The sequence below is a fragment of the Natronoarchaeum sp. GCM10025321 genome (assembly GCF_042663585.1).
Lineage (GTDB): Archaea > Halobacteriota > Halobacteria > Halobacteriales > Natronoarchaeaceae > Natranaeroarchaeum.
Genome location: NZ_JBHTAN010000006.1, coordinates 214,783 through 235,925 on the forward strand (window position 1 = coordinate 214,783; position 21,143 = coordinate 235,925).

Annotated in this window: 19 protein-coding genes and 1 tRNA gene; 7 read left to right on the plus strand and 13 right to left on the minus strand. The window is 63.0% G+C overall.

The window, feature by feature from the left end:
- The first annotated feature begins 134 nt into the window (after window positions 1–134).
- Window positions 135–668 (plus strand): cob(I)yrinic acid a,c-diamide adenosyltransferase, encoded by a 534-nt coding sequence (locus ACFQL3_RS03820; protein WP_377051554.1) that lies wholly within the window; start codon window positions 135–137, stop codon window positions 666–668.
- Between the two features lie 4 nt (window positions 669–672).
- On the opposite strand, the gene ACFQL3_RS03825 is transcribed toward ACFQL3_RS03820, so the two are convergent.
- Both ACFQL3_RS03825 and ACFQL3_RS03830 read right to left on the minus strand, forming a co-directional pair.
- Window positions 673–2,418 carry an adenine deaminase C-terminal domain-containing protein gene (locus ACFQL3_RS03825; RefSeq protein WP_377051556.1) on the minus strand — a complete coding sequence of 582 codons (1,746 nt, stop codon included), beginning with the start codon at window positions 2,416–2,418 and terminating at the stop codon, window positions 673–675.
- Window positions 2,415–3,362 (minus strand): MBL fold metallo-hydrolase, encoded by a 948-nt coding sequence (locus ACFQL3_RS03830; RefSeq protein ID WP_377051558.1) that lies wholly within the window; start codon window positions 3,360–3,362, stop codon window positions 2,415–2,417. Before ACFQL3_RS03830 ends, ACFQL3_RS03825 begins: the two co-directional genes overlap by 4 nt.
- A 237-nt stretch (window positions 3,363–3,599) precedes the next feature.
- Here ACFQL3_RS03830 and ACFQL3_RS03835 point away from each other — a divergent pair, with 237 nt between their 5' ends.
- The 3 genes from ACFQL3_RS03835 to ACFQL3_RS03845 all read left to right on the plus strand — a co-directional run bounded on the left by ACFQL3_RS03835 (window position 3,600) and on the right by ACFQL3_RS03845 (window position 5,141).
- The gene (locus tag ACFQL3_RS03835; RefSeq protein ID WP_377051560.1) at window positions 3,600–3,884 is read left to right on the plus strand and encodes a DUF7553 family protein; all 285 of its coding nucleotides are present in this window, start codon (window positions 3,600–3,602) and stop codon (window positions 3,882–3,884) included.
- Window positions 3,885–3,913: 29 nt separating this feature from the next.
- Window positions 3,914–3,988: transfer RNA gene (locus ACFQL3_RS03840), tRNA-Val, on the plus strand.
- Window positions 3,989–4,370: 382 nt separating this feature from the next.
- On the plus strand, window positions 4,371–5,141 hold the full coding sequence (locus tag ACFQL3_RS03845) for a bacteriorhodopsin (RefSeq protein ID WP_377051562.1): 771 nt from the start codon (window positions 4,371–4,373) through the stop codon (window positions 5,139–5,141).
- Window positions 5,142–5,377: 236 nt separating this feature from the next.
- Here ACFQL3_RS03845 and ACFQL3_RS03850 read toward each other — a convergent pair whose 3' ends face one another.
- The 7 genes from ACFQL3_RS03850 to ACFQL3_RS03880 form a co-directional block, all read right to left on the minus strand.
- Entirely contained in the window at window positions 5,378–6,037 is a 660-nt protein-coding gene (locus ACFQL3_RS03850) for a DUF998 domain-containing protein (protein ID WP_377051564.1), read from the minus strand.
- 250 nt (window positions 6,038–6,287) lie between these two features.
- Entirely contained in the window at window positions 6,288–7,106 is an 819-nt protein-coding gene (locus ACFQL3_RS03855) for an inositol monophosphatase family protein (protein WP_377057004.1), read from the minus strand.
- Window positions 7,107–7,168: 62 nt separating this feature from the next.
- A complete protein-coding gene (locus ACFQL3_RS03860) occupies window positions 7,169–8,497 on the minus strand; it encodes an ABC transporter ATP-binding protein (protein ID WP_377051566.1) in 1,329 nt (442 codons plus the stop codon).
- Window positions 8,494–9,534: an ABC transporter ATP-binding protein gene (locus ACFQL3_RS03865; protein WP_377051568.1), complete on the minus strand. Its 1,041-nt coding sequence runs from the start codon at window positions 9,532–9,534 to the stop codon at window positions 8,494–8,496. The genes ACFQL3_RS03860 and ACFQL3_RS03865 overlap by 4 nt, the downstream gene beginning before the upstream one ends.
- Window positions 9,531–10,994, minus strand: a complete 1,464-nt coding sequence (locus ACFQL3_RS03870; RefSeq protein ID WP_377051570.1) for an ABC transporter permease — start codon at window positions 10,992–10,994, stop codon at window positions 9,531–9,533. The genes ACFQL3_RS03865 and ACFQL3_RS03870 overlap by 4 nt, the downstream gene beginning before the upstream one ends.
- Window position 10,995: 1 nt before the next feature.
- Entirely contained in the window at window positions 10,996–12,021 is a 1,026-nt protein-coding gene (locus ACFQL3_RS03875) for an ABC transporter permease (RefSeq protein ID WP_377051572.1), read from the minus strand.
- A gap of 103 nt (window positions 12,022–12,124) precedes the next feature.
- Window positions 12,125–14,008, minus strand: a complete 1,884-nt coding sequence (locus tag ACFQL3_RS03880; RefSeq protein WP_377051573.1) for an ABC transporter substrate-binding protein — start codon at window positions 14,006–14,008, stop codon at window positions 12,125–12,127.
- A 151-nt stretch (window positions 14,009–14,159) separates the two neighbouring features.
- On the opposite strand from ACFQL3_RS03880, the gene ACFQL3_RS03885 reads away from it, so the two are divergent.
- The 3 genes from ACFQL3_RS03885 to ACFQL3_RS03895 all read left to right on the plus strand — a co-directional run bounded on the left by ACFQL3_RS03885 (window position 14,160) and on the right by ACFQL3_RS03895 (window position 17,008).
- The gene (locus ACFQL3_RS03885; RefSeq protein ID WP_377051575.1) at window positions 14,160–14,633 is read left to right on the plus strand and encodes a DUF7529 family protein; all 474 of its coding nucleotides are present in this window, start codon (window positions 14,160–14,162) and stop codon (window positions 14,631–14,633) included.
- Window positions 14,630–15,577 carry a metallophosphoesterase family protein gene (locus ACFQL3_RS03890; RefSeq protein ID WP_377051577.1) on the plus strand — a complete coding sequence of 316 codons (948 nt, stop codon included), beginning with the start codon at window positions 14,630–14,632 and terminating at the stop codon, window positions 15,575–15,577. Before ACFQL3_RS03885 ends, ACFQL3_RS03890 begins: the two co-directional genes overlap by 4 nt.
- Before the next feature lie 111 nt (window positions 15,578–15,688).
- On the plus strand, window positions 15,689–17,008 hold the full coding sequence (locus ACFQL3_RS03895) for an ABC transporter substrate-binding protein (protein WP_377051579.1): 1,320 nt from the start codon (window positions 15,689–15,691) through the stop codon (window positions 17,006–17,008).
- A gap of 17 nt (window positions 17,009–17,025) precedes the next feature.
- On the opposite strand, the gene ACFQL3_RS03900 is transcribed toward ACFQL3_RS03895, so the two are convergent.
- From ACFQL3_RS03900 to ACFQL3_RS03915, 4 genes are read right to left on the minus strand one after another with little or no spacing between them, the layout of a single operon-like run.
- On the minus strand, window positions 17,026–17,778 hold the full coding sequence (locus ACFQL3_RS03900) for an ABC transporter ATP-binding protein (RefSeq protein WP_377051581.1): 753 nt from the start codon (window positions 17,776–17,778) through the stop codon (window positions 17,026–17,028).
- Window positions 17,775–18,635: an ABC transporter ATP-binding protein gene (locus tag ACFQL3_RS03905; RefSeq protein ID WP_377051583.1), complete on the minus strand. Its 861-nt coding sequence runs from the start codon at window positions 18,633–18,635 to the stop codon at window positions 17,775–17,777. The genes ACFQL3_RS03900 and ACFQL3_RS03905 overlap by 4 nt, the downstream gene beginning before the upstream one ends.
- Window positions 18,628–19,941 carry a branched-chain amino acid ABC transporter permease gene (locus tag ACFQL3_RS03910; RefSeq protein ID WP_377051585.1) on the minus strand — a complete coding sequence of 438 codons (1,314 nt, stop codon included), beginning with the start codon at window positions 19,939–19,941 and terminating at the stop codon, window positions 18,628–18,630. The genes ACFQL3_RS03905 and ACFQL3_RS03910 overlap by 8 nt, the downstream gene beginning before the upstream one ends.
- Complete coding sequence (locus ACFQL3_RS03915) at window positions 19,938–21,056, minus strand: branched-chain amino acid ABC transporter permease (RefSeq protein WP_377051587.1); 1,119 nt, start codon at window positions 21,054–21,056, stop codon at window positions 19,938–19,940. The genes ACFQL3_RS03910 and ACFQL3_RS03915 overlap by 4 nt, the downstream gene beginning before the upstream one ends.
- Window positions 21,057–21,143: the final 87 nt, after the last annotated feature.

Below are 21,143 nucleotides of genomic sequence, written 5' to 3' on the forward strand. Positions count from 1 at the left end.
CCCGCCGGCTTCGAGTCGGTGTTTTCGAATACATACTATAGATTCGACGTAATTCTGAATAAACCTTCCCTGACTCGTGTCACCTACTCGCCAGCAGAGAGGAACTAAGTTCGTCCGCCCCCTTGCCATCTCGTATGAAGATTTACACCGGCCGCGGCGACGAGGGAATGACCGACCTCCGTGACATGTCCCGCGTCGCGAAGACGAGCGCACGCATCGAGGCGTACGGTACCGTCGACGAGCTCAACGCTCTGATCGGGGCAGTCCGGCCGAGCGGCTACGACGACGCCGACGAGCAACTCGAACGGATCCAGAACCACTTACACATCGCGCAGGCGGATCTGGCCAACCCCTCGCCCGAGGAGGACGATCCGGTCGTCACCGACGCACACGCCGACGAACTAGAGGGGTGGATCGACGCTCATGAGGAGGAGTTGCCCCCACTGGAGAACTTCATCCTGCCGGGCGGGAGCGAAAGCGGCGCAAGCCTCCATCACGCGAGAGCGGTCTGTCGCCGTGCGGAGCGACGCACCGTCGCGCTGGCCGCCGAGGAGAACATCAACGACGCCGTGATCCAGTACCTGAATCGGCTCTCGGACGCCCTGTTCGTACTCGCCCGGGTAGTGAACCAGCGCGACGACGTTCCAGAAGAAAATCCGACGTACTGAGGCGTTACTGCGCTCCGTTCTCGGGCGTGAGTCCGACCACCGATCGGTTGAGCACGTCGGCGTAGCCCGAGAACGTTAGCTTGAACGTCGGGACGCCGACGAACGGCAGCGAGACGACCGTCAGCAACGGCTGGTCGACGTCGACGCCAAGCGAGCGACAGCCGTTCTCGACTGCGTTCAGTAGCTGTGCCGTCTCCTCGACTTCGAGATCCGCCGCGGCACCGGCGATCCGGTAGGGCACCTCCGCGATGGGTTCTCCGTCCCGGACGACGGCCCAGCCACCACCCAGGTCCGCGACGTGCTCGACTGCAGTCGAGAGTGCCTCGTCGCTCGTCCCGACCGCCAGCACGCCCGTGGACTCCATTGTCATGCTTGTCGCGACTGCGCCCTCGTCGATCCCATAGCCTTCGAGAAAGCCCGTGAAGCCGGTGCCGTCACCGTCGGGATGTCGGTCGAGCAGCGCGACCTTGGCGACGTTCCGATCCGGCGCGGCGTGGAGGTCGCCGTCCTCGACTCTTGGTTCCACCGTCGTCGCCATCGAGAGCAGGCCCTCGCCGACCTCGATAGCTCTCACACGACCGTTCTCGTCGGCCGCCTCGGCCGGGACGGCGAAACTCTCGGGGCCGCTCTCGACGTCGATCGTATCGTAGACGAACGCCGGATACTCGTGGCTCCGCGGTGCGACGCGGATCTCCTCGTTGCGTACGACGACCTCGCCGCCGCTCAGGACGGTGGTCACGTTCATCGCTTCCAGATCGTCGACGATCACCACGTCGGCGACGTTGCCGGGGGCGAGCGACCCGCGCTCGTCGAGGCCGAAGTGTCTGGCGGGGTTGAGCGTCGCCATCCGGAGCGCGTCGACGGGGTCGACGCCCGCCTCGATCGTTCGCCGGACGACGGCATCCATCGCGCCCTCGTCGAGCAGATCACGGGGCCACATCCCGTCGGTCGACAGCGAGAGTTCGGACGGGCCGATGCGGCCGACGGCGTCGGCGAGCGCATCGATGTCGTTCCGCACCGTGCCGTACCGGCCGATGGTGTGGATGCCGCGCTCGACCCGGTCGACCAGCCCTTCGCCGCTGATCGCCTCGTGGTCGTTGTCGACCAGCGTCGCGAAGGCGGTTAGCTTCTCGCCGCGACAGCCTGCACCGTGGCCGCAGATGGGTTTTCCCTCCTGTCGCGCTCGTTCGTACAGGCCGTCGAGTCCGCTCTCGCGACCGACGACGTGGACCCAGTCGGTCTCGCCGACGCCGACGACGCGGTCGTCCGCGAGCAGATCAACGAGGGCGTCTTCGTCGGCCTCGCTCGCGCGTCTGTCACCGAACGTGTCGACCAGCGGCATCGACGGGACGGTCATCCGCACTGTGATCGGGAGATACGCCGTCGCGGCGAGGAGCGCCTCGACACCGTCCGCGCCGAACAGGCTTCCGAGGGCGGACGACTCGGTGACGACCGTGGTCGTTCCCGAGGCAAGCAGGTGATGGTAGGCGTTCTCCAGCGACTGGACGGTGTCGACGTGGGTGTGGGCGTCGATCAAGCCCGGCATGACGACGCGCCCGTCCGCCGAGATGCGTGTCGTTTCCGGCCCAATTACGTCGCCCGCGTCCTCGGGCAGCGCCGCTATCTCGTTGTCTACGACGAGGACGTCGAGCGCGCGGAACTCTCTGGTTTCGGGCAGAAAGACGCGTCCACCGGTGATCGCGATGTCGGCGTCGGCCTCGCCGAGCGCGACCGCCTGTGTCGGATTCATTTTCGTGTGTATACCACTCGTCCGGCGTCTTCAGTTGCACGCACTTCGCCGCGCTCTTCGAGGACGTCCAGATGACCGATGGCCTCGCTCATCGCGGGGAAGTAGTCTATCACGGGCAGGTCGTCGAACAGACCGTCCATCACCTCCCGTGCGGACGTTGGCCCGTCGATCAGTTCCAGAACGTTTGCGGTCCGGTCCTCGTGGGCTGCGAGGATCTCGCCGATCCGCCCCTGTGGATCGTCGATGAGGCTCCCGTGGCCCGGCAATAACTGGTCGAAGGGGCGCTCCTGGAGCGTAGCGAGGGATGCGTTGTAGCACGGTAGCACCCGCGGTCGGTCGTCCTCCCGGTCCATCGGCGGCCGGAGGAGCGGGTTCGGCGTCACGTCGCCGAGGACGTGGTCGCCGACGGCCGCCCGATACTCGCCGGCCGTCTCGTAGGAGAACAGCAACTCGCCCGGCGCGTGGCCATCTACAGCCTCGACCGTCAGGTCAGTTCCGTTGATCGATATCTCGTCGCCATCGTCGACGGTTCGGTCGACAGAGCAGTTCGGTGCGTAGGGGAGATACGCCTCGGGAAGCGTCGTCACCGTCTCTGCGGTCGACTGGTCAAGTCCGTGACGGACGAAAAACGTCTCGAAGAACGCCTGCTCGTACTGTAGCCTGTCGTCGAACGATTCGATGATGGTGGCCGCGTCGGGGCTGGCGACGATCCGCACTCCCCGCTCGCGGAGTCGGTTCGCCATCCCGAAGTGGTCCGGATGGGGGTGTGTCACTACGACCCGTTCGAGGTCGTCTACCTGGCAGTCCTCGGCCGCTAGCTTCTCTGTCAGGGCGGACCACGACTCGTCGCTGTCGGGGCCGGGGTCGATCAGCGTTCGTCCGGCGAGATACCCGTTGACGGGGCCGACCTGAAACGGCGTCGGGATCGAGAGCCGACTGAACATCGTGCGTTGCTCGGCCGCCGAGCGGTAAAACCATTTGTGAACCGGTGACGCACTGCTGGTGGTTGACTCGGAGCGGTGGAACGGGCTTTCCCCACTCTTGTCGGTGAAGTTATGGATGGTAAATATGCCATGCACTGGACTCCACCCTGCTGGGTGCCGTTTGATGCATCTGTTGGAGAGATACGTCAGATGGATGAACACACAAGAGTTATATCTGTTCTCTGCGTAACAACGAATATGAACAGGCACTTCGAAGATGCACGGTACTACCTGACCCGCGCCGGAAAGAAAGCGAAACAGGGCGTCGCCGAGGAACTCGAACCGGTCGAAGAGAAGTTCAAAGCGCTCACCGGCGACGACGAGGAGCCGGAACTGGGGCGACTCGACAACATCCGCGAGGAACTCGAAGAGATCGAAGAGCGCGCCGAAGGAGAGGCGAAAGAAGCCGTCACGAAGGCTCGTGAGCGTATCCGTTCGTACCGCGAGGGCGAGGACGCGACGCCTTCCGAAAGCAAGGCTTAAGTCCGGAGCAGCGGTACGACTTTTTGCGAGGGTTGGTGGTCTAGTCTGGTTATGACACCTCCTTCACACGGAGGAAGCCGGCAGTTCAAATCTGCCCCAACCCATTTCTGACGGAGCATACGACGAGCAAAGCGAGGGGTCCTCGTCGTCGAAAGCAGTCGGCAGTTTGAACTACGCAAGTCGCGCGCAGCGAAGCGAACACGTCTTGCAGCAGTTCACATCTGCCCAACCCATTTCTGACGGAGCATACGACGAGCAAAGCGAGTCCTTCGGGTCGTCAGAACTTGTCACGGAGAGAGTTCGACTCTCCGCATAAGGTCCCTTTAGACAGGATACAGGGCATTAGACCTCCCTCCCTGCCCCCATCGAAGACAAGGAAGTAAACGCGGAGTTCAGCGCTCTCATTCCTCTTTAATTCCCAATACTTTGTATGCCTTACTAGTAATGTGTTTGATTTATACTTAATAACTCCATAGAATTCTTCGCATGGTATTACCTGGCGAAATTGGCGGACTAGTGGAAGCGTCGCTGTGGGTCGGCACAGCTGGTATGATTATCGGGATGTTATACTTCATCGCGAAAGGATGGGGCGAGGAGAACGAGCGGATGCAGGAGTTCTACATCGTCACCATCTTCATCGCCGCAATCGCGTTCGTGAACTATCTGGCGATGGCGCTGGGATACGGTGTTACATCGGTCATGATCAACGGCGAAGAGACGGTGATTTACTGGGCCAGATATACTGACTGGTTCATCACAACGCCGCTGTTGTTACTTGACATCGGCCTGCTCGCGGGCGCGACCCGGAACGAGCTGGCTACCCTGATGGGACTCGACGTTGGGATGATTGGAACGGGCGTCATCGCGACGCTGACCGGTGACGGTGCCGGAGCCATCGGTGCCCTCGGGACTGAGGCACAGCGCCTCGTCTGGTGGGGCATTTCGACGGCCTTCATGATCGTGTTGCTGTACATGCTGTTTGGCAGCCTCACCGAGAAGGCCGAAGCGCTTGGCGGCCAGGCGACATCGACGTTCAAGACGCTCCGGAACCTGATCGTCGTCATCTGGGCTGTCTACCCCGTATGGTGGATAGTCGGGACCGAGGGGCTCGCCGTGCTACCGGGTCTCGGCATCGAAACCGCAGGGTTTGCAGTCCTCGACCTGACAGCAAAGATCGGATTCGGTATCATCCTGCTGTCCAGTCGTGATGCGCTGAGCCAGTCGACGGCGGCCGCGAGTGCCGGAGCAGCCGACTGACTGCCTCGATTGCGAGACGGTACAGATCCGCATTCCCGATTTCTCATTTTTGAGGTGTGTACCCGCTTGGTCAGTCGACTGTATCACGAGTACGCCTCGAACCGACAGACAGTCCGGGTGTTGTGACAGACTGGATGTCGATTGGGAACCGCACTGGCAACTGTGCCCGTCGAAGTGACCGCACTGTGCAACCACTCAGTCGCTCTCGTTAGGCACAGGACGTATATGACTAGAGATTACTCTCCTGAATCCGCGATTGCACCAGGTCGGTCAGCAGTCCCGAGGAGGTAGCCACCGAAGGCTATCAGCCAGATCATCACCGGGTAGATAATCATTCGTTCGGTCCCACCGTGGCCGATAGGGCCAAACGCCGCAGCGTTTCCGGCGTCGCCGACGGCCATGAGCACGACGAACACGAGTCCAAGGCCACCGGCGAGAACCGACAGTCCTCGCATTACACCGGAAAGTCGAGTCGCAGTCCCGAGGGCCTGCACGTTGAAGAACACGAACGCGAGCAGTGCGAACAGTGAGTGGAGTCCGCCGGTATCGAGTGCGAAGACGCCGGCACCAACAGCACCGATGCCGGCGAGTGCGAAAACGGTGAAGAGCCAGCGCCTGTCGTGGGTTCGGTAGAAGTAGAACCCACCGAGGAGGTTGAGCACGCCGGCGGCGATGAGGGAACTGTTGAACACCAGCGCAGTCTCGTCGATGACGCCGAGGTCGCTGATTGCGGCCGCACCGAAGTCGTAGTTCGGCGCCATCGCTGCTGTAAGCATGATGACCGTCAGAAACTGCGCGGATAGTGCGACAAAGAGCACCCCTGCTGGCTTCCGGCTGTCTACCGCTGTTCTGTGGACGTTTTCAGTAGTTTGGTTGTAGGTGGTACTCTGGGTCATGATGTGTTCACTAGTTACTAGTACGCGCTCGGAGGGCATATAGTAGCTCTACAGCAGTGTACAGAGAGTTACAGATACAACTGGGGGCTGATCGGAACCGTTGTCCTAAAACACGGGTCCCCGCTTCAGTGGACTGTGGGGTATCATCATCCACAGTCTTCAGATTGCTGCGCGGAATTTGCCGTGAGACCGTTCGTCTGTGGGTGTAGCTGACCTTCTCAGTGTTATCATCCTGATCTCTTCCCGCGGCTTATCGAAGCCGGGAGTCGTCTCCCGCAGGCGGATCGATCGCGTTCGCCGCCGCGAGCACGTCCTCGTGGACCTGCCCGTTCGACGCGACGAGTCCGCGGCAGTCGTGTCGCCAGGGATTGCCGTCGAGGTCGGTGACGGTCCCGCCGGCCTGCTCGACCAGATACGCTCCGGCGACGGTGTCCCACGGATGCGTTTCGACGTTCGTAATCACGCCCTCGACCGAGCCAGCAGCCACCAGCGCAAGCGATACCTGGACGGACTTCAGCCGGAGTAAATCGCCGAACCGGGTAACGATGGCCTCGGTTGCCCGGGCGTACTCGTCGCGACGGTCCGGGGACCACCAGATCGTTGGTGAGACGGTGAACCGATCCGTGTCGTCCGTCTCGCTCACTCCGATCGGACGGCCGTTGCGCGTGACACCGCCCGGACCGCCGACGTAGATGTCGCCCAGCGCCGGGAGCGCTGTCGCCGCCGCGACCGGCTTGCCGTCGCGGACTCCAGCGATGCTACTTGCCCACTGGCGCATCCCGCGCACGTAGTTGTTCGTCCCGTCGATCGGATCCGCGATCCAGGCCGGCCCTCTCTCGGGGACGGTCTCGCGAGCGCCCTTTTCCTCGCCGACGAACGGCTCTTCGGGGAACCGTTCGCCGATGACCGCGGCGATCCGATCCTGGGCGTCGCGATCGGCCCGCGTCACGACGTCCGTCTTTCCGCTCTTCGTCTCGACGTCGATATCGCGACGGAACGACGCCATTGCGACGTTTCCGCCGGCCCTGGCTGCCTCGCGGGCGACGGCGACCCGATCGGATCGGGGTATCGAACTCCCATGTCGCGTTCCAGGTGTGGCGTCTGCGTCGTCCCAGCCAGTCGAGGAGTCGGTCACAACCGATCACTTCCGGGGTCGTCGTAGTCGGATCGGTGGCGGAGACACCGGCTCGTCCGGCCCGTCTCGTCGACGTCGTGTTCGACCGGAGACTCGCGGTCACAGACGGAGCTGAACTCTTCGTTCAGAAGCGCAAGCGCCTCGGTGGGATCCGTATCCGCGGTTGCAGTCGCGCGGTCGATCACGTCGCTGGCTGCCGGGGATAGCTCGACGTCCGCAAACAGTTGGGTTACGATTACTTCGACGGAGCGTCCGCCCGCTCCGAGGCCGAGTTGTCGCTTGAGACGCTTCGATAGCCCCCCCTCCCCTCGAACGCGGTCTCTGAGTACGTCGCGGAACGTCTCGATCGCCTCGAAGGCGTCGCCGGAGAGGTCGGCGTAGGCGGCCGGCGGTATTTTCGCCGGACATCTGGTCGAGAACGGACAGCCACTGGGCGGGTGTCGGGGGTTTGGCGGCGTCCCCCGAAGCGTGATCCGATCGAGGTCGTCGGGTGCCGGACTCGACGACCCCGGGATAGCCGACAGTAGCGACTGTGTGTAGGGGTTCGCTGGCTCCTCGAAGACCCGCTCCGTTGGGCCGACCTCCAGGACGTTCCCGAGATACATGACCGCGACCCGGTCGGCGATGTGCCTGACCAGCGAGAGGTCGTGTGCGATAAAGAGGTACGTCAGACCGAGTTCGGCCTGGAGTTCCTCGAGCAGGTTGATGACGCGCGCCTGGACGGAGACATCGAGGGCGGAGACGGGTTCGTCGAGGATGACGAACTCGGGTTCGAGTGCGAGCGCACGTGCGATGCCCACTCGCTGGCGCTGGCCGCCCGAGAACTGGTGGGGGTATCGATAGAAGTGTTCCTCTCGCAGGCCGACCCGATCGAGCAACGTATTCACGCGCTCCTCGCGTTCGGCGGGTGTCTTCCACTCGTGTGCCTCCAGCGGTTCGCCGACGATCTCCCCGACCGTCTGGCGATCGTTGAGACTTTCCTGTGGATCCTGAAAGACCATTCCGACGCGGCGCTGCCACTCGCGGAGTTCGCTCCCGCTCAGTTCGGTGACATCGGTCCCGTCGACAGTGACGCTCCCGGATGTTGCGGACTCCAGTCCGACGAGCGTGCGGCCAAGCGTGGTCTTGCCACAGCCACTCTCGCCGACTAGGCCGAGCGTCTCGCCGCGGATGACGTCCAGCGAGATGTCGTCGACGGCTTTGACCGGGGGATCGCTGTTGACCAGCGAATCGTCCGTGTAGTACGTTTTGAGGCCGTCGATCTCGAGTAGTGGGTCCTGATCGTCACCCGATGCGGTCTGTGTCTGTGGTGTCGTGGCAGTCATCGGTTCTCATCTCCGTGGTCGCGGTTGTCGCCCGCAAAGATACAGGCAGCGGCGTGATCGACGGCGGCGTCGGTCTGAACCGTCTCGGGGACATCCCTCATGCACTCGTCGACGGCTATCGGACACCGGGGCGCGAATCGACAGGCATCGGCGGGGGCGTTCGGCGTCGGGACTTCTCCCTCGATAGTCGGCAGGCGCTGGTCGGGCGGCGTCCGGCCGGGAATGCTCTTCAGGAGTGCGCTCGTGTAGGGATGCTCCGGCTCTGCGAACAGGGTCTCCGTGGGCGCACGTTCGACGACCTCGCCGGCGTAGATCACGTTCACTCTGTCGGCCGTTTCTTCGATGACGCCCATGTCGTGCGTGATGAAGAGTATCGCAAGCTCCTCCTCGCGCTGGAGTTCGGCAAGCAGTTCGAGGATCTGTGCCTGGATCGTCACGTCCAGCGCCGTCGTTGGCTCGTCGCAGACCAGCAGATCGGGATCACACGCGAGAGCGATGGCGATGACCGCTCGCTGTTGCATGCCGCCGGAAAACTGGTGGGGATACTCGCCGACCCGGCGCGGTGCGTCTGGAATCCCGACGGCTTCCAGGAGTTCGATCGCCCGCTCGGCCGCTGCGGCCCCGGTCAGACCCTGATGGATCTTCAGCGCCTCCCGGATCTGGTTTCCGACGGTGTAGACCGGATTGAGGGCGTTCGAGGGGTCCTGGAAGACGATCGAGAGGTCTCCGCGGTGTTCGTCCCAGCCGGTCTCGACGAGGTCGTCGCCTTTGAACCGGATCTGCCCCTCCTCGACGACGCCCGGTTCGTCGACGAGACCGAGGATCGAGCGGGCAGTTACGGACTTCCCGGACCCCGATTCGCCGACGAGGCCGACCGTCTCGCCGGGGTAGATATCGAAGGAGATCCCGTCGACGGCGTGGATCGTCTCCTTGTCAGTGTAAAACACGGTCCGGAGGTCGGTAACCGACAGCAGCGGCGTCTTGCCGCGAGACGCTTCCTGCGTGGCGGCCAGGTCAGGGGGATCGGCACGGCTCACGCGCCACCACCCCGGCCGGCCGCCGCGCCGGTCGCGCTGTCGGACTGTGGATCGATTGCGTCCCGGATGCCGTCACCGAGAGCGTTGAACCCCGTTACGACGAGCGTGATGAGGGCACCAGGGATCAGCGAGATGTGCCAGGAGCCTGTGGTGACGTAGTCCTGGCCGAGCTGGATCGCCCGCCCCCATTCGGGAGTCGGCGGGGCGACGCCAAGCCCGAGAAACGAGAGCCCGGCGATCGCAATGATTGCGCCGCCCAGCGTCATCGAGCCGTAGATCAACACGTATCCGGTGACGTAGGGGAGCATGTGCCGTCGCATGATCGTCCGCGGTCGCTGTCCGAAGCTACGGGCGGCGTCGATCCACGCCCGTTCGGACACCTGTAACGCAGGGCCACGAATCGACCGCCACATGTAGGTCCATCCAGTGAACGCGAAGATAAGCGCGAGCACGAACCCACCGCTGTAGATATCGCCGATCCACGAGTCGGCAAGGACGGTCGTGAGCATGATCAACAGGAGCAACTGCGGCATCGCCATCACCCCATCGGAGATCAGTACCGTGCCGAGGTCGACCTTGCCCTTGTAGTAGGCGGCAGTCAGCGCGAGCGAGACGGCGAGCAACGCGCTCAGGCCCACAGAGAGAAGGCCGATGACCAGCGAGATCCGGGAGCCGACCGCGATGAAGGTAAACAGGTCCCGGCCGTTCGGCATGGTCCCGAACGGGTGGAACCGGCCGTAGTTGTCGTAGCTCATCGGCATCACACGGGAGCTATCGCCGGTCGACTGGGAGTCGAGGTTGGCCTCACCGATCAGAATCGTCTCGACCGAGCTAGCCTGCTGGTCCCAGTAGTTCATCTCGTAGGAGTAGGAGTTGATCATGTTCTGTTCGACGGTTGTCGGGCCAAGCGTCGGTGCGAAGACGGCCAGCACCGCGAACATGAACACGACGGTCGCACCGAACAGACCCCATTTGTGGGACGAAAACCGATCGATTACGTCGTCGCGCGGCGTCCAGTCGGCGACTCTGATCTCCCGGCGGTAGTACCGGTAGCCGAACACCGCCCAGACGACCCACCCGAACGCGTAGGCGTACACGAGCACCGCCCGGATCGCCCAGGAGACGCCCGGTGACAGGTCGAGGAAGGTCCCGACCCACTGCTGGCCGTTCCAGTAGCCGGCGTTGGGGATGACGTCCCGGGAGAGCAGCGTCGGAATCGTCCGTGCATACTGCTGTGCGCCGTCGAACAGCCCGGTCGCGACTGCGAGGGGCGAACCGGCGGCGTCCGCCGTCGGGAGCGCCCCGAGCAGGGTAGCGATCACTCCAGTGAGGAACGTCGCGACCGCGCCGGCCTGGAAGACGAAGAGGACGACCCCGACCGTCACCCACGCCGCAAGCGTCGGGTCGAACCGACCAGTGAACGAGAGCCACTCGCGTTCGCGCGGCGTCGCGTCGGCCACGTCAGGTCCCCTCCAGTCCGACTCGGGGATCGATTATCGTGTACAGTACGTCCTGAACGAGGTTGATTCCGACAGTCATGAGTATAAATACGTACATGAGCGTCCCGACTAGCGGGAGGTCGCCCTGAATGGCCGCCTGATAGAACAGGTAGCCGATGCCGTTGATTCCGAAGACGGTCTCGACCAGTACCGAACCGCCGATCAGCAGGAACGCCTCGCTGGTGATGATCGGCACGAGCGGGACGAGAGCGTTGCGGAAAATGTGTTTCCAGACCAGCACGCGATCCGAGACCCCCTTCGCCTTCGCGAAGTCGATATACTCCTCGTTGCGCACTTCGAGCATCGCCGTCCGGCCGATCCGCATCTCGTTACCCATCGACGCCGACCCGAGCACCAGCGCCGCTGGTAGAACTTTCTTCGTCGCCGCGAGAAAGCCGTCGACCGTCCAGATCCGGGCCATCTCCGGGCTCCCCGAGATCGAGTTGATGGGGACGAACACCGACTCCCAGTTCAGAGAGACCCCGAAGATCGTCGGCGAGATGCTCAACACGGCGAGCAACATGATCGCGAGCCAGAAGTTCGGCATCGCCCGCCAGACGATCCCGCCGAACGACGCGATATAGTCCGCCAGCGTGTTCGAGTTCAATCCGGCGTAAAACCCAAGCGGAACCCCGATCAGGACGGCGATCAGGACCGACCAAAAGCCGAGCCAGAGCGTCCGCGGCAGGAAATCGAGGATGAGCGCGTTGACGTTCGATCCCTCGTATAGTAGCCACGTCTGCCCCAGATCGAACACGAGGACGCTCGACATCCAGTCGAAGTAGTGCTGGAGCGGCGGCTGGTTCAGCCCGAGTTGAGTCTGTGCTGCCTCGTAGGCGGCGGGATTGCGTGTCTGTCCCTCGCTAAGGAGTCTGCTTGCCGGATCGATCGGGCCCATGAAGATGATGAACCAGGTTATGCTCATCCCGATCCACACCACCGGAATCGCCATAGCGAATCGCTTGAGGAGATACCCCAGCCGACTCACTGGTGGTCACCTCGCCGGTGGCTCAGCAGACCGCTGAATCGTGAAGCCGATGCGGATAATGAATGCATAGATGTAACAGGCGTGTTCCTCGAAGTACCCTCGGTCACCGATTCAGCGTGGTATCGTCGAACGCCTGATTCTCCATGACGCCGTACATCTCGACGTCGACGTCGTCGTGCCAGAAGCGCTGGCTCATCGGATGGAGGAATGGAAGTTCCTGGACGGACGCCCAGTTCATCTCCTCGACGGTCTGGAAGGCCTCGTTGTGGTCCTCCCGGGTCGTTCCCTCGGCGGCGTAGTTGCTGTCCCAGGCCTCCCGGGCCGTCTGGCGGTACTCGTCGGTTGAGTAGCTTCCTTCGGCACCCCAGCGGGTGAACTGGTTCGAGGGATCCTGGCCGTGGAGGAATCGAAGGAAGTTCTGCGGGCCGGGATACTCCATCCCGTCGCCGAGGCCGAACACTTCCATCTCGCCGCTGATCGCCTTGCTGATGATCGTTCCGAACTCTGCTTCGATGATCTCCATGTCGATGTATGCCGCCCGAAGTTTCGACTGGAGCCGCGTGAACACCTGCTCGTACCCGCTGTCGCCGGCTATCGTCGTCACGGTGACCTCGTAGCGGTCGTTCTCGCCGTAGCCCGCCGCTTCCATCTCCGCGCGGGCATCGTCGAGTCGGGTCTCTCCGTAGCCGTACGGATAGCCGTTGGCGGCGAAATCGGTGTTGGACTGGTAGCCGGTCTCGGCGTGGCGGTCGTAGGATTCCTCGCCGGACATCCCGTCCTCGAAGGTGGGGTACGCCGCAGGCGGAACGATATGATATGCCGGCTTCCCGGTCCCTTTGTAGACGTTCTCGGCGATATCCGCCTGGTTCATCGCGTAGGCGAAGGCCCGCCTGACGGCGAGGGGCACTTCGAGCGCGTTGAAGACGATGTACTCGGTCGTGAGTGCCGGGATCTCGCCGTAGTTGACCTCCGTGCCGTCATCGAGAGCGTAGGTGCCAATCGATGCGTTGCCGTCCTCCTGCTCGATCGAGACATCGCCCGGGTTGAATGACGCAGTGGGGACGCTTTCGAGGATGTCGGCGTTCCCGTTCGAGAACCGCCGGAGACGCGTATTTCCGCTCCCGACGACCGTGTAGGTGATGCCGTCGAGTTCGGGTTCGCCGTCGTAGTAGTCCTCGAACGCTGTGAGCGAGATGTTACTGCCCTTTCGCCAGGAATCGACCTGAAACGGCCCTGCACCGGCGAATGTCGGACCGTCGCCCTGGGTGCTGAAGAACTCGTTGTACTCGTACTCGCCGTCGTAGCCCTCGATATCGCCGACCGCGTTCTCCGGGAGGATGGCGAACGCGCCGCCAGCGATCTGGAAGAGCGTGTACTCGAACGGCGAGGCCAGCGTCATCTCGACCGTGAAATCGTCGAGGGCTTCGACGGCCAGACTCCCCGGTACGACGTCGTCGAGGGTCTCCTCGTCGGTCGGTTCCGACAGCGTCTGATCCTTCTCGTGTTCGACCGTCAGCGTCTGGCCGACGATATCGTCCTTGTTCCGGGAGTTGGAGGACTCCGCGAGCCGTCGGTACGAGTAGACGACGTCATCGGCCGTGAACTCGCTGCCGTCGTGGAAGGTGACGTCCTCCCGGAGGTCGAACGTGTAGGTCAGGCCATCCTCGGAGACTTCGTATCCCTCGGCGAGCCCTGGTTCTGGTGGATACTCCCCATCGGGGAAGTACATGAGCTGTTGGTTGTACTGGTTGTAGCCCGCACCCGAGCCTTTGGCGCTGATCGGATCGAGCGTCTGGATCGACCCGGTTGCCATCATCTGGAGGGAATCGCCGCCGGAGTTCGATGTGGTACTACTATTACTGGGATCCGAGGAAGAGGGGTCGTCTGTCGGCGACGGTTCATCGCTCTCTGTACAGCCGGCGGCAGCAGCCAGCGCCCCCGCGCCAGCAGCGGTCAAAAAGCCGCGACGGGTTGTATCACGAGTCATCAGATACCGATTTCGACCGTTCGTATTTAATATCTTATAATATCTCTAAACTGTCGTATATTGGAGTATAATTTAAAAAATATACCTATATAGATGTTTATAGTTAAATTTTACCCGAAGATATTTGTGCAAATGACCAAAAATTGGGGTGATGGAAGCGTCAACAGAGAGCGACCGGACGGTGCGAGAACAGGTCCTCGAAGCGGCCGGCGGCCTGGCCGAGGAACTTCGAGAGGGTGGCTGGGAGGTTCGTGTCGTCAGTGCAGGACACGTCACACCTGTCCCACCGAGGGAGTCCAAAGACGACTACGGGTTGGTGTACATCGTCCCGGACAGCCTCGGAGACGAACTCTCTGCCCTCGTCGACCGCGGGTCGTTCGATCGATACGAATCGTTTCGACGCGTCACCGGCACGGATCTGTCGCTGGTAACACAGTTCACCGACCGGGCGAACGAACTCGCGGTGATACTGGTCGGCACTGTCGATCTCGACCGTGCCGGGCCGCTCGCTTCGGCGGCACGCGAGCGCGGCGAACTGTACTCACACGTCCGACTGCTGGATGGGACCCTGCTCGCGACGTTCCAACACGAGAATCCTGCACACTTCTTTCCGGAGGAGCTATGACCGACGACACGCCGGGACTCCTCCTGGCCCGCCTCGACACGCCAACCACATCGCAGTCGATTCGACTGGCCGCAGTTGCTGACCCACACGTCTCGACGCGGGCCGAGGGGACGTCGAAACTGTTCGAGCACACGCTCGATCACTTCGAGGCCGCAATCGACGATATCGCTAGTCGGCACGTCGACGCCGTCCTCTCGCCCGGTGATCTCACGAAAGACGGGGAGGAATGGAACGCGGCAGCGGTCGAAAACGCACTCGAATCGCTCGACGCCCCGTTCTACGCTGTCCCCGGGAACCACGACGTCCCCAAAGTCGGTGACGCGCACGACACGCTGGCGGTCGACGGGTTCGCCGACCGGTTCGGCGCAGGAGCATACCCCTTCCACGAGCAGGTCGGCGATCTCGACGTGCTCGGTCTGAACTCCTCCGGGAGTGGGAACCGGCTAACCGAGACTCACGACGGGCATATCGACCATGATCAGCGTAACTGGCTTGCCGCGAAACTCGACGGCGTGGACGACCCGCTCGTGCTGGTACATCACAATCTCGAACCGGTGACGGATCAGCTTCGGCGACATCGAGACCGGGTTTCCGAGGAGATGGCAATCCCGCCCACGATGCGCGATGTCGACACGTTCGTAGACGTCCTCGCCGATGGCGGGGCCTCTCTGGTTCTCACCGGCCATTTCCATCTACCGCTTACCGGCATGGATCGGGGCGTTCGTGAGATCGCAACGCCGACGACCTGTTCGTTCCCACAGTCGTATCTCCTCCTCGAGGTCGGGCCGTCCGGGACCGAGATCCGACTCGTTCCGATCGCCGATCAGGATGGACTCGGACTCGCTCACGACCGGCGTACTCGCGACTCGACGACGGCACGGGGACTTACCTCGATCGGTGCGGCCCGGCTAGCATCGATGCCGCTGGTCGACGACGCGGAGTAATCGTCAGACCAGTACACCGTCAAATAGGCCACGTAGATAGGCATAACGACCACTTTTCATATTTGCGTACGGAGGTACCTTTATATTGAGACAATTGGTAACTTGTAACACATGACTCGCGAACTCAGTCGACGTGATATGCTGATCGGAACGGGAGCGACCGGCCTGGCAGCGCTGGCTGGCTGTACGACCGACGATAACGGTGAGAACGGCGGCGAAGACGATTCCGATGTGCCGGACGCGGTAATGATCGTCGGGTTCCCCCAGTCGGGGATCCAGTTGTTCCGTGATTTCTACTCGGAGTTCGAGAGCGAAGCCCCGGATCTGGACATCATCGTCCCCGACGGCCTCATCGACAGTGACCTACCGGGGGAGGTCGACAACGATATGAACAACGTCATCGGAACCGCTCCGTCTGCGGGCGGTCCCGGTGCGGAGTTCTTCACCGACGAGTACGAGGCCGCCTACGGCGAGGAACCGGGGGTGTTCACCCCACAGGCGTACGACTCGATGGCGGTGAACGTTCTCGCCACTGTCGCGGCGGGTGAGAACGACGGGACGGCCGTTCGGGACCGGATCCGAACGGTGTCGAACCCCGACGGCGAGGAGTTCGGCCCGGCGGATCTGGTGGAAGCGGTCGAAACGGTTGCGGCGGGCGATCCGATCCGTTACGTGGGTGCCTCGTCCAGCGTCGACTTCGACGTCAACGGCGATATCATAACGGCCGCATACGACATCGTCGACTTCCAGGGCGGCGAACTCGAGACCGTCGACACCGTCGAGTTCGGCACCGAACTCAGCGAAGAAGACATGGCGGCGACGGCGGAGGACCCCGTCGGCGTGGACGGGTTCGAGGCGCAAGTCGGCGTGTTGATGCCGGAAACCGGTGACCTCGCCCCGCTGGGCGGCCCGATTCGTGACGGAGCACTCCTTGCAGCGGAGCAGATCAACGACGCCGACATCAACGTCACCGTCGATACGCGCGTCGAGGACACCCAGACGAATCCACAGGCAGGGATTTCGGGTGCAAACGCGCTCGTCGATGCCGGCTATTCGTCCGTCGTCGGTCCCGCAGCGTCGAACGTCAACCTGCAGGTGGCTGATCAGGTGTTCATCCCGAACGGCGTCGTCGGCAACTCGCCGTCGTCGACGGATCCGGACGTGACGAATCTGGAGGACAACGACTACATCTTCCGGACCGCCCCCTCGGACCTCCTGCAGGGGCCCGCGCTGGCTGAACTCGCCAGTGGCGACCAGGTGGGTGCGGAAACCTCGGGGACGCTGTATCTCAACGACGCCTACGGACAGGCGCTCGAAGAGCAGTACGTGACTGCCTTCGAGGAACGCGACGGCGAGATCACCGAGCGGGTCTCCTTCGAACCGCAGCAATCTACCTACTCAAGCCAGTGGAGTAGCGTGTTGAACCTCTGAGCGGACCGCCTGTTCGCCTATCCGCCGAGGAAATCCTTGCGGACCTGTTCGTCCTGCAGTAACGCCTCGCCGCGGTCGGTGTACCGGTTGGTTCCGTCGACGAGTACATAGCCCCGGTCACACCGCCGGAGCGCCTCTTTTGCGTTCTGTTCGACCATCAGCACTGCCGTCCCGGCGTCGTTGATGCGGTCGATTCGGTCGAACATGTCCGCGACGAGGTCGGGCGCGAGACCGGCCGATGGCTCGTCGAGCAGGAGCAAGTCCGGGTCGAGCATCAGCGACCGGCCCATCGCGACCATCTGTCGTTGCCCGCCGGAGAGATTACCGGCCTTCTGGTCTTCGCGTTCGCGCAGGATCGGGAACCGGTTGTAGACCGTTTCTATCCGCTCTTCCGGGACCTCGTCGAGGATGTACGCCCCCATCTCCAGGTTCTCGCGGACGCTCAGTCCGGCGAACACGTTGTCGTTCTGTGGAACGTATCCGATGCCCTTGCGGATGATCTGTTCCGGCGGTTCGCCGTGGATCGGTTCCCCCACGAACTCGATGGTGCCCTCCATGTGCGTCGTCAGCCCGAACACCGTCTTCATCACCGTCGATTTGCCGGCCCCGTTCGGCCCGACAATCGTCACGTACTCGCCCTCGGCGACATCTAGTTCGACGTCCGACAGGATCTGGAGGTCGCCGTATCCGGCGTCGAGGCCGCGGATCCGAAGCATCGCTTCCCCGTCTATCACGTGGTCAGTGCTCGCTGTCGATCCGTCGACACTCATATGTCCTCACCCAGGTACGCCTCGATGACCTGCTCGTTGTTCTGGATATCCGTTCCCGTTCCCTCGGCGAGAACGCGACCCTGATGCATGACGATGATGCGTTCGCAGTTGTTCATAATGACGTCCATATCGTGCTCGACGAGGAGGAACGTGTAGTCGTCCTCCCTGAGTTGATGTATTCGATCGAGAAGCTTCTCCTCCAGCGTGGGGTTGACGCCCGCGAGGGGTTCGTCGAGCAACACCACCTCGGGGTCGGTCATCAGAGCCCGTGCCATCTCCAGTAGCTTTCGTTGACCGCCCGAGAGGTTCCCCGCGTACTCGGTCGCCAGGTGGTCGATCTCGAAGAACTCCAGCGTCTCCCACGCCCGCTCCCGGAGCTCACGCTCCTGTTCGACGACAGCGCCACGCAACCCTGGCAGCACCGACCGGACCGCCGACTCCCCGATCTGTTTCTGCGGGGCCAGCATGAGGTTCTCGAGCACAGTCATCTCTTCGAGTTCTCGTGCGATCTGGAACGTTCTGACGAGGCCACGCTGGGCGATCTGGTAGGGCCGGAGTCCGGTGATGTCCTCGCCGTTGAGATAGACGTTGCCCGCTGTCGGCTCGTGGACGCCAGTGATGCAGTTGAACGTCGTGGACTTGCCAGCCCCGTTCGGCCCGATCAGCCCGGTGAGAGAGCCTTCCTCGATCTGGAACGAGACGCCGTCGACGGCGGTGATGCCGCCGAAGCGCTTGACGAGTCCCTCGACCCGCAGGGGGAGCCCCGGCGGCGTCTCCTGGCCGATGACCTCCTGTTGCGAGTCGGCCGCATCGGTCGCCGAGTCCGCTCTTTCGTCGCCCGCTTGCGAATCACTCATTGGGCTCACCCCCTCGCTTGTCCGTGCGCCGTGACAGGTCGACGGCCGCGGCGGTCTCGATCCGGTCGCCGAGCATGCCCTCCGGTCGCCGGTGCATCATGAATATCAGGACGAATCCGAGCAGGACGAACTGGAGCGGCGCGATGTTCTCGGTCGCGTACGCCAGGAACTGTCCCGGACTGAGAGAGGCGACTGCGTCGGCGAACGTCGGCGGCGTTGGGGCGTCGATAGTGTCGCGCAGGACGCTACCGACTCGCCGTGGTCCCTCGAAGAGCGCCGTCGCGAAGACGATTCCGCCGAGAACGCTCCCGGTGTTCGACCCGGCACCGCCGATGATCACTGCTACGAAGATGTAGAACGTGAGCAGCGGCATGAACTGGGGCGTCGGCGAGACGTTCCCCTGGCTACCGAACCAGAGGATCCCTGCGAGGCCCATCAGCGCACAGCCGATCATGAACACCTTGATCTTGACGAGGTCGACGTTCTTGCCGAGCGAGTCGGCGACGAGTTCGTCCTCGCGGATGGCCTTGAGCGTCCGGCCGAAGGGCGACCGACCGAGGCGTTCGAGGAAGACGTAGAACGCGATCACGAACAGCGCGAGCACGAACACGTACGCCCACCGGATGAGGATGGTGTTCGCGATACCCAGTCCACCCTCACCGAGCGTGCCGAAGACCAGTTCACCGAGCGCGGTCGGATTATTGGCGGTACCACCGACGAGAAACAGCTCTCGGACGGGATTGCTCGGCATCCCCATGCCGCGACCGCCACCTGTCCCGACTGAGAGCGTCTCGCGGAGGAACGTATCGAAGGCGCTCGACTGGAGCGTCAGCCGGATGATCTCCGAGATGCCAAGCGTGACGATGGCGAAGTAATCGGCTCGGAGTCGGAGCGCGGGTAACGCGGCCAGGAGGCCGACCAGTGCCGCCATCGCCATGCCGGCGACGATGCCGACCGGAAGCGGTAGGCCGAACCCCGGCGGTCCGATCGCGGGATCCGGCGACCGGACGACGATGCCCATCGTGTAGACGCCGACGGCCATGAAGCCGGCGACACCGATGTTGAACAGCCCGGTGTATCCCCAGTGCAGATTTAGCGCGAGCGCCGACAGGGCGTACACCAGTCCGAGGAAGGTCAGCGTCCGGAGCAGTCCGACGACGCTGTTCAGTCCGTCGCTGAAGGTGAGCAGCGTCGCAACGATATAGACTAGCCCGAGCGTCAGCAGCACTAGCCCGAGATCACTCCGCCTGGCGGCGTCTAGCACCACCCGCAGGGCGCTGTCCGGATCGGTCGAGTCCTCGCTCATGCCGTCGAAACACCTCCGAAGATACCTTCAGGGCGAAGGAGCAGGACGGTGATCATCACCGCGAACGCCGCGGCCTCGTTGAAGTCGGAGGGGATCCAGATCGTCGACGTGGTGAAGACGATGCCAATGACGACTCCGCCCGCGATAGCGCCGTATATCGAGCCGATGCCGCCCAGGATGACTGCGGCGAAGATCAACAGCAAGAGGAGCCAGCCGAAGTCGAACCCGATGGTCTCGCGGAGGAGGACGTAGAGATAGCCCGACGCGCCGGCGAGTCCGCCGCCCAGGATCCACGTCGCCGCGACGACGCGTTCGGCCGGGATGCCGGTGATCAGCGCGAGGTCCTTGTTGTCCGACATCGCGCGCATCGCCGTCCCGAGTTTGGTCTCCTGAAGCACGTAGTGCATCGCCGCCATGAGCGTGAGCGCGGCGACGACGATTGTCAACTGGTGTGCGTCGACGGTGAGTCCAAACGGGAACGCGAAGGCCGATTCGTCGACGGTGCCGGTGACGCCACGGCTCTGTGCGCCGTAGACGAACTGGATGAGATAGCGCACGACCAGCGCGACACCGATCGACGCGATCAGTAGCGAGATGCCACTCCGGTCACGCATCGGCTTGTAGAAGGCCCGATCGAGTGCAAGCGCTATCAGCGCCGTGATGACGAACGCGGCGATCAGTCCGACACCGACCGCCACGGGCGTCGAGAGGATATGCGCGCCGATATCGCCCGGACTCACGTCACCTGCTCCCCGAACGGTCAGCAGCGCGCCCAGCGGCTCCCGGCCGGCGGCTGCGACCACGAACGCGACGCCCCAGCCGGTGAAGCCCCCGACGCTGATGAGGTCACCGTGTGAGAAGTTCGCGAAGTTCAGAATGCTGTACGTCATCGAGAGGCCGATGCCCGCGAGTCCGATCACTAGCCCGACTACCAGCCCGTTCCAGAGGTTCGAGGAAAGCCGATTTACGGAGAGTGCGCCGCCAAATGGACCGAGACTGAAACCTGCTAGCTTCGCAAGTAGGTCCGCGAAGAGGAGTGTGGCGAAGAGAACGGCGATAGCTAGCCCGGGTCGGTCTCTCACCGACGGAATCTTCTGTGTGGTAGTGGTGCCCATGTGTAACGTCTTTGCATGACGTGGGTGCCGAACGGTAAATAAACGTTTGTGCTTCCACCGGACTCGCAGGGAGTCGCCCCGGGAGAA

Bases quoted from the DNA above. Each gene is read 5' to 3' on its own strand.
- ACFQL3_RS03820 (WP_377051554.1), top strand. From the start codon at position 135: ATGAAGATTTACACCGGCCGCGGCGACGAGGGAATGACCGACCTCCGT.
- ACFQL3_RS03825 (WP_377051556.1), bottom strand. From the start codon at position 2,418: ATGAATCCGACACAGGCGGTCGCGCTCGGCGAGGCCGACGCCGACATC.
- ACFQL3_RS03830 (WP_377051558.1), bottom strand. From the start codon at position 3,362: ATGTTCAGTCGGCTCTCGATCCCGACGCCGTTTCAGGTCGGCCCCGTC.
- ACFQL3_RS03835 (WP_377051560.1), top strand. From the start codon at position 3,600: ATGAACAGGCACTTCGAAGATGCACGGTACTACCTGACCCGCGCCGGA.
- ACFQL3_RS03845 (WP_377051562.1), top strand. From the start codon at position 4,371: ATGGTATTACCTGGCGAAATTGGCGGACTAGTGGAAGCGTCGCTGTGG.
- ACFQL3_RS03850 (WP_377051564.1), bottom strand. From the start codon at position 6,037: ATGACCCAGAGTACCACCTACAACCAAACTACTGAAAACGTCCACAGA.
- ACFQL3_RS03860 (WP_377051566.1), bottom strand. From the start codon at position 8,497: ATGACTGCCACGACACCACAGACACAGACCGCATCGGGTGACGATCAG.
- ACFQL3_RS03880 (WP_377051573.1), bottom strand. From the start codon at position 14,008: ATGACTCGTGATACAACCCGTCGCGGCTTTTTGACCGCTGCTGGCGCG.
- ACFQL3_RS03885 (WP_377051575.1), top strand. From the start codon at position 14,160: ATGGAAGCGTCAACAGAGAGCGACCGGACGGTGCGAGAACAGGTCCTC.
- ACFQL3_RS03890 (WP_377051577.1), top strand. From the start codon at position 14,630: ATGACCGACGACACGCCGGGACTCCTCCTGGCCCGCCTCGACACGCCA.
- ACFQL3_RS03895 (WP_377051579.1), top strand. From the start codon at position 15,689: ATGACTCGCGAACTCAGTCGACGTGATATGCTGATCGGAACGGGAGCG.
- ACFQL3_RS03900 (WP_377051581.1), bottom strand. From the start codon at position 17,778: ATGAGTGTCGACGGATCGACAGCGAGCACTGACCACGTGATAGACGGG.
- ACFQL3_RS03905 (WP_377051583.1), bottom strand. From the start codon at position 18,635: ATGAGTGATTCGCAAGCGGGCGACGAAAGAGCGGACTCGGCGACCGAT.
- ACFQL3_RS03910 (WP_377051585.1), bottom strand. From the start codon at position 19,941: ATGAGCGAGGACTCGACCGATCCGGACAGCGCCCTGCGGGTGGTGCTA.
- ACFQL3_RS03915 (WP_377051587.1), bottom strand. From the start codon at position 21,056: ATGGGCACCACTACCACACAGAAGATTCCGTCGGTGAGAGACCGACCC.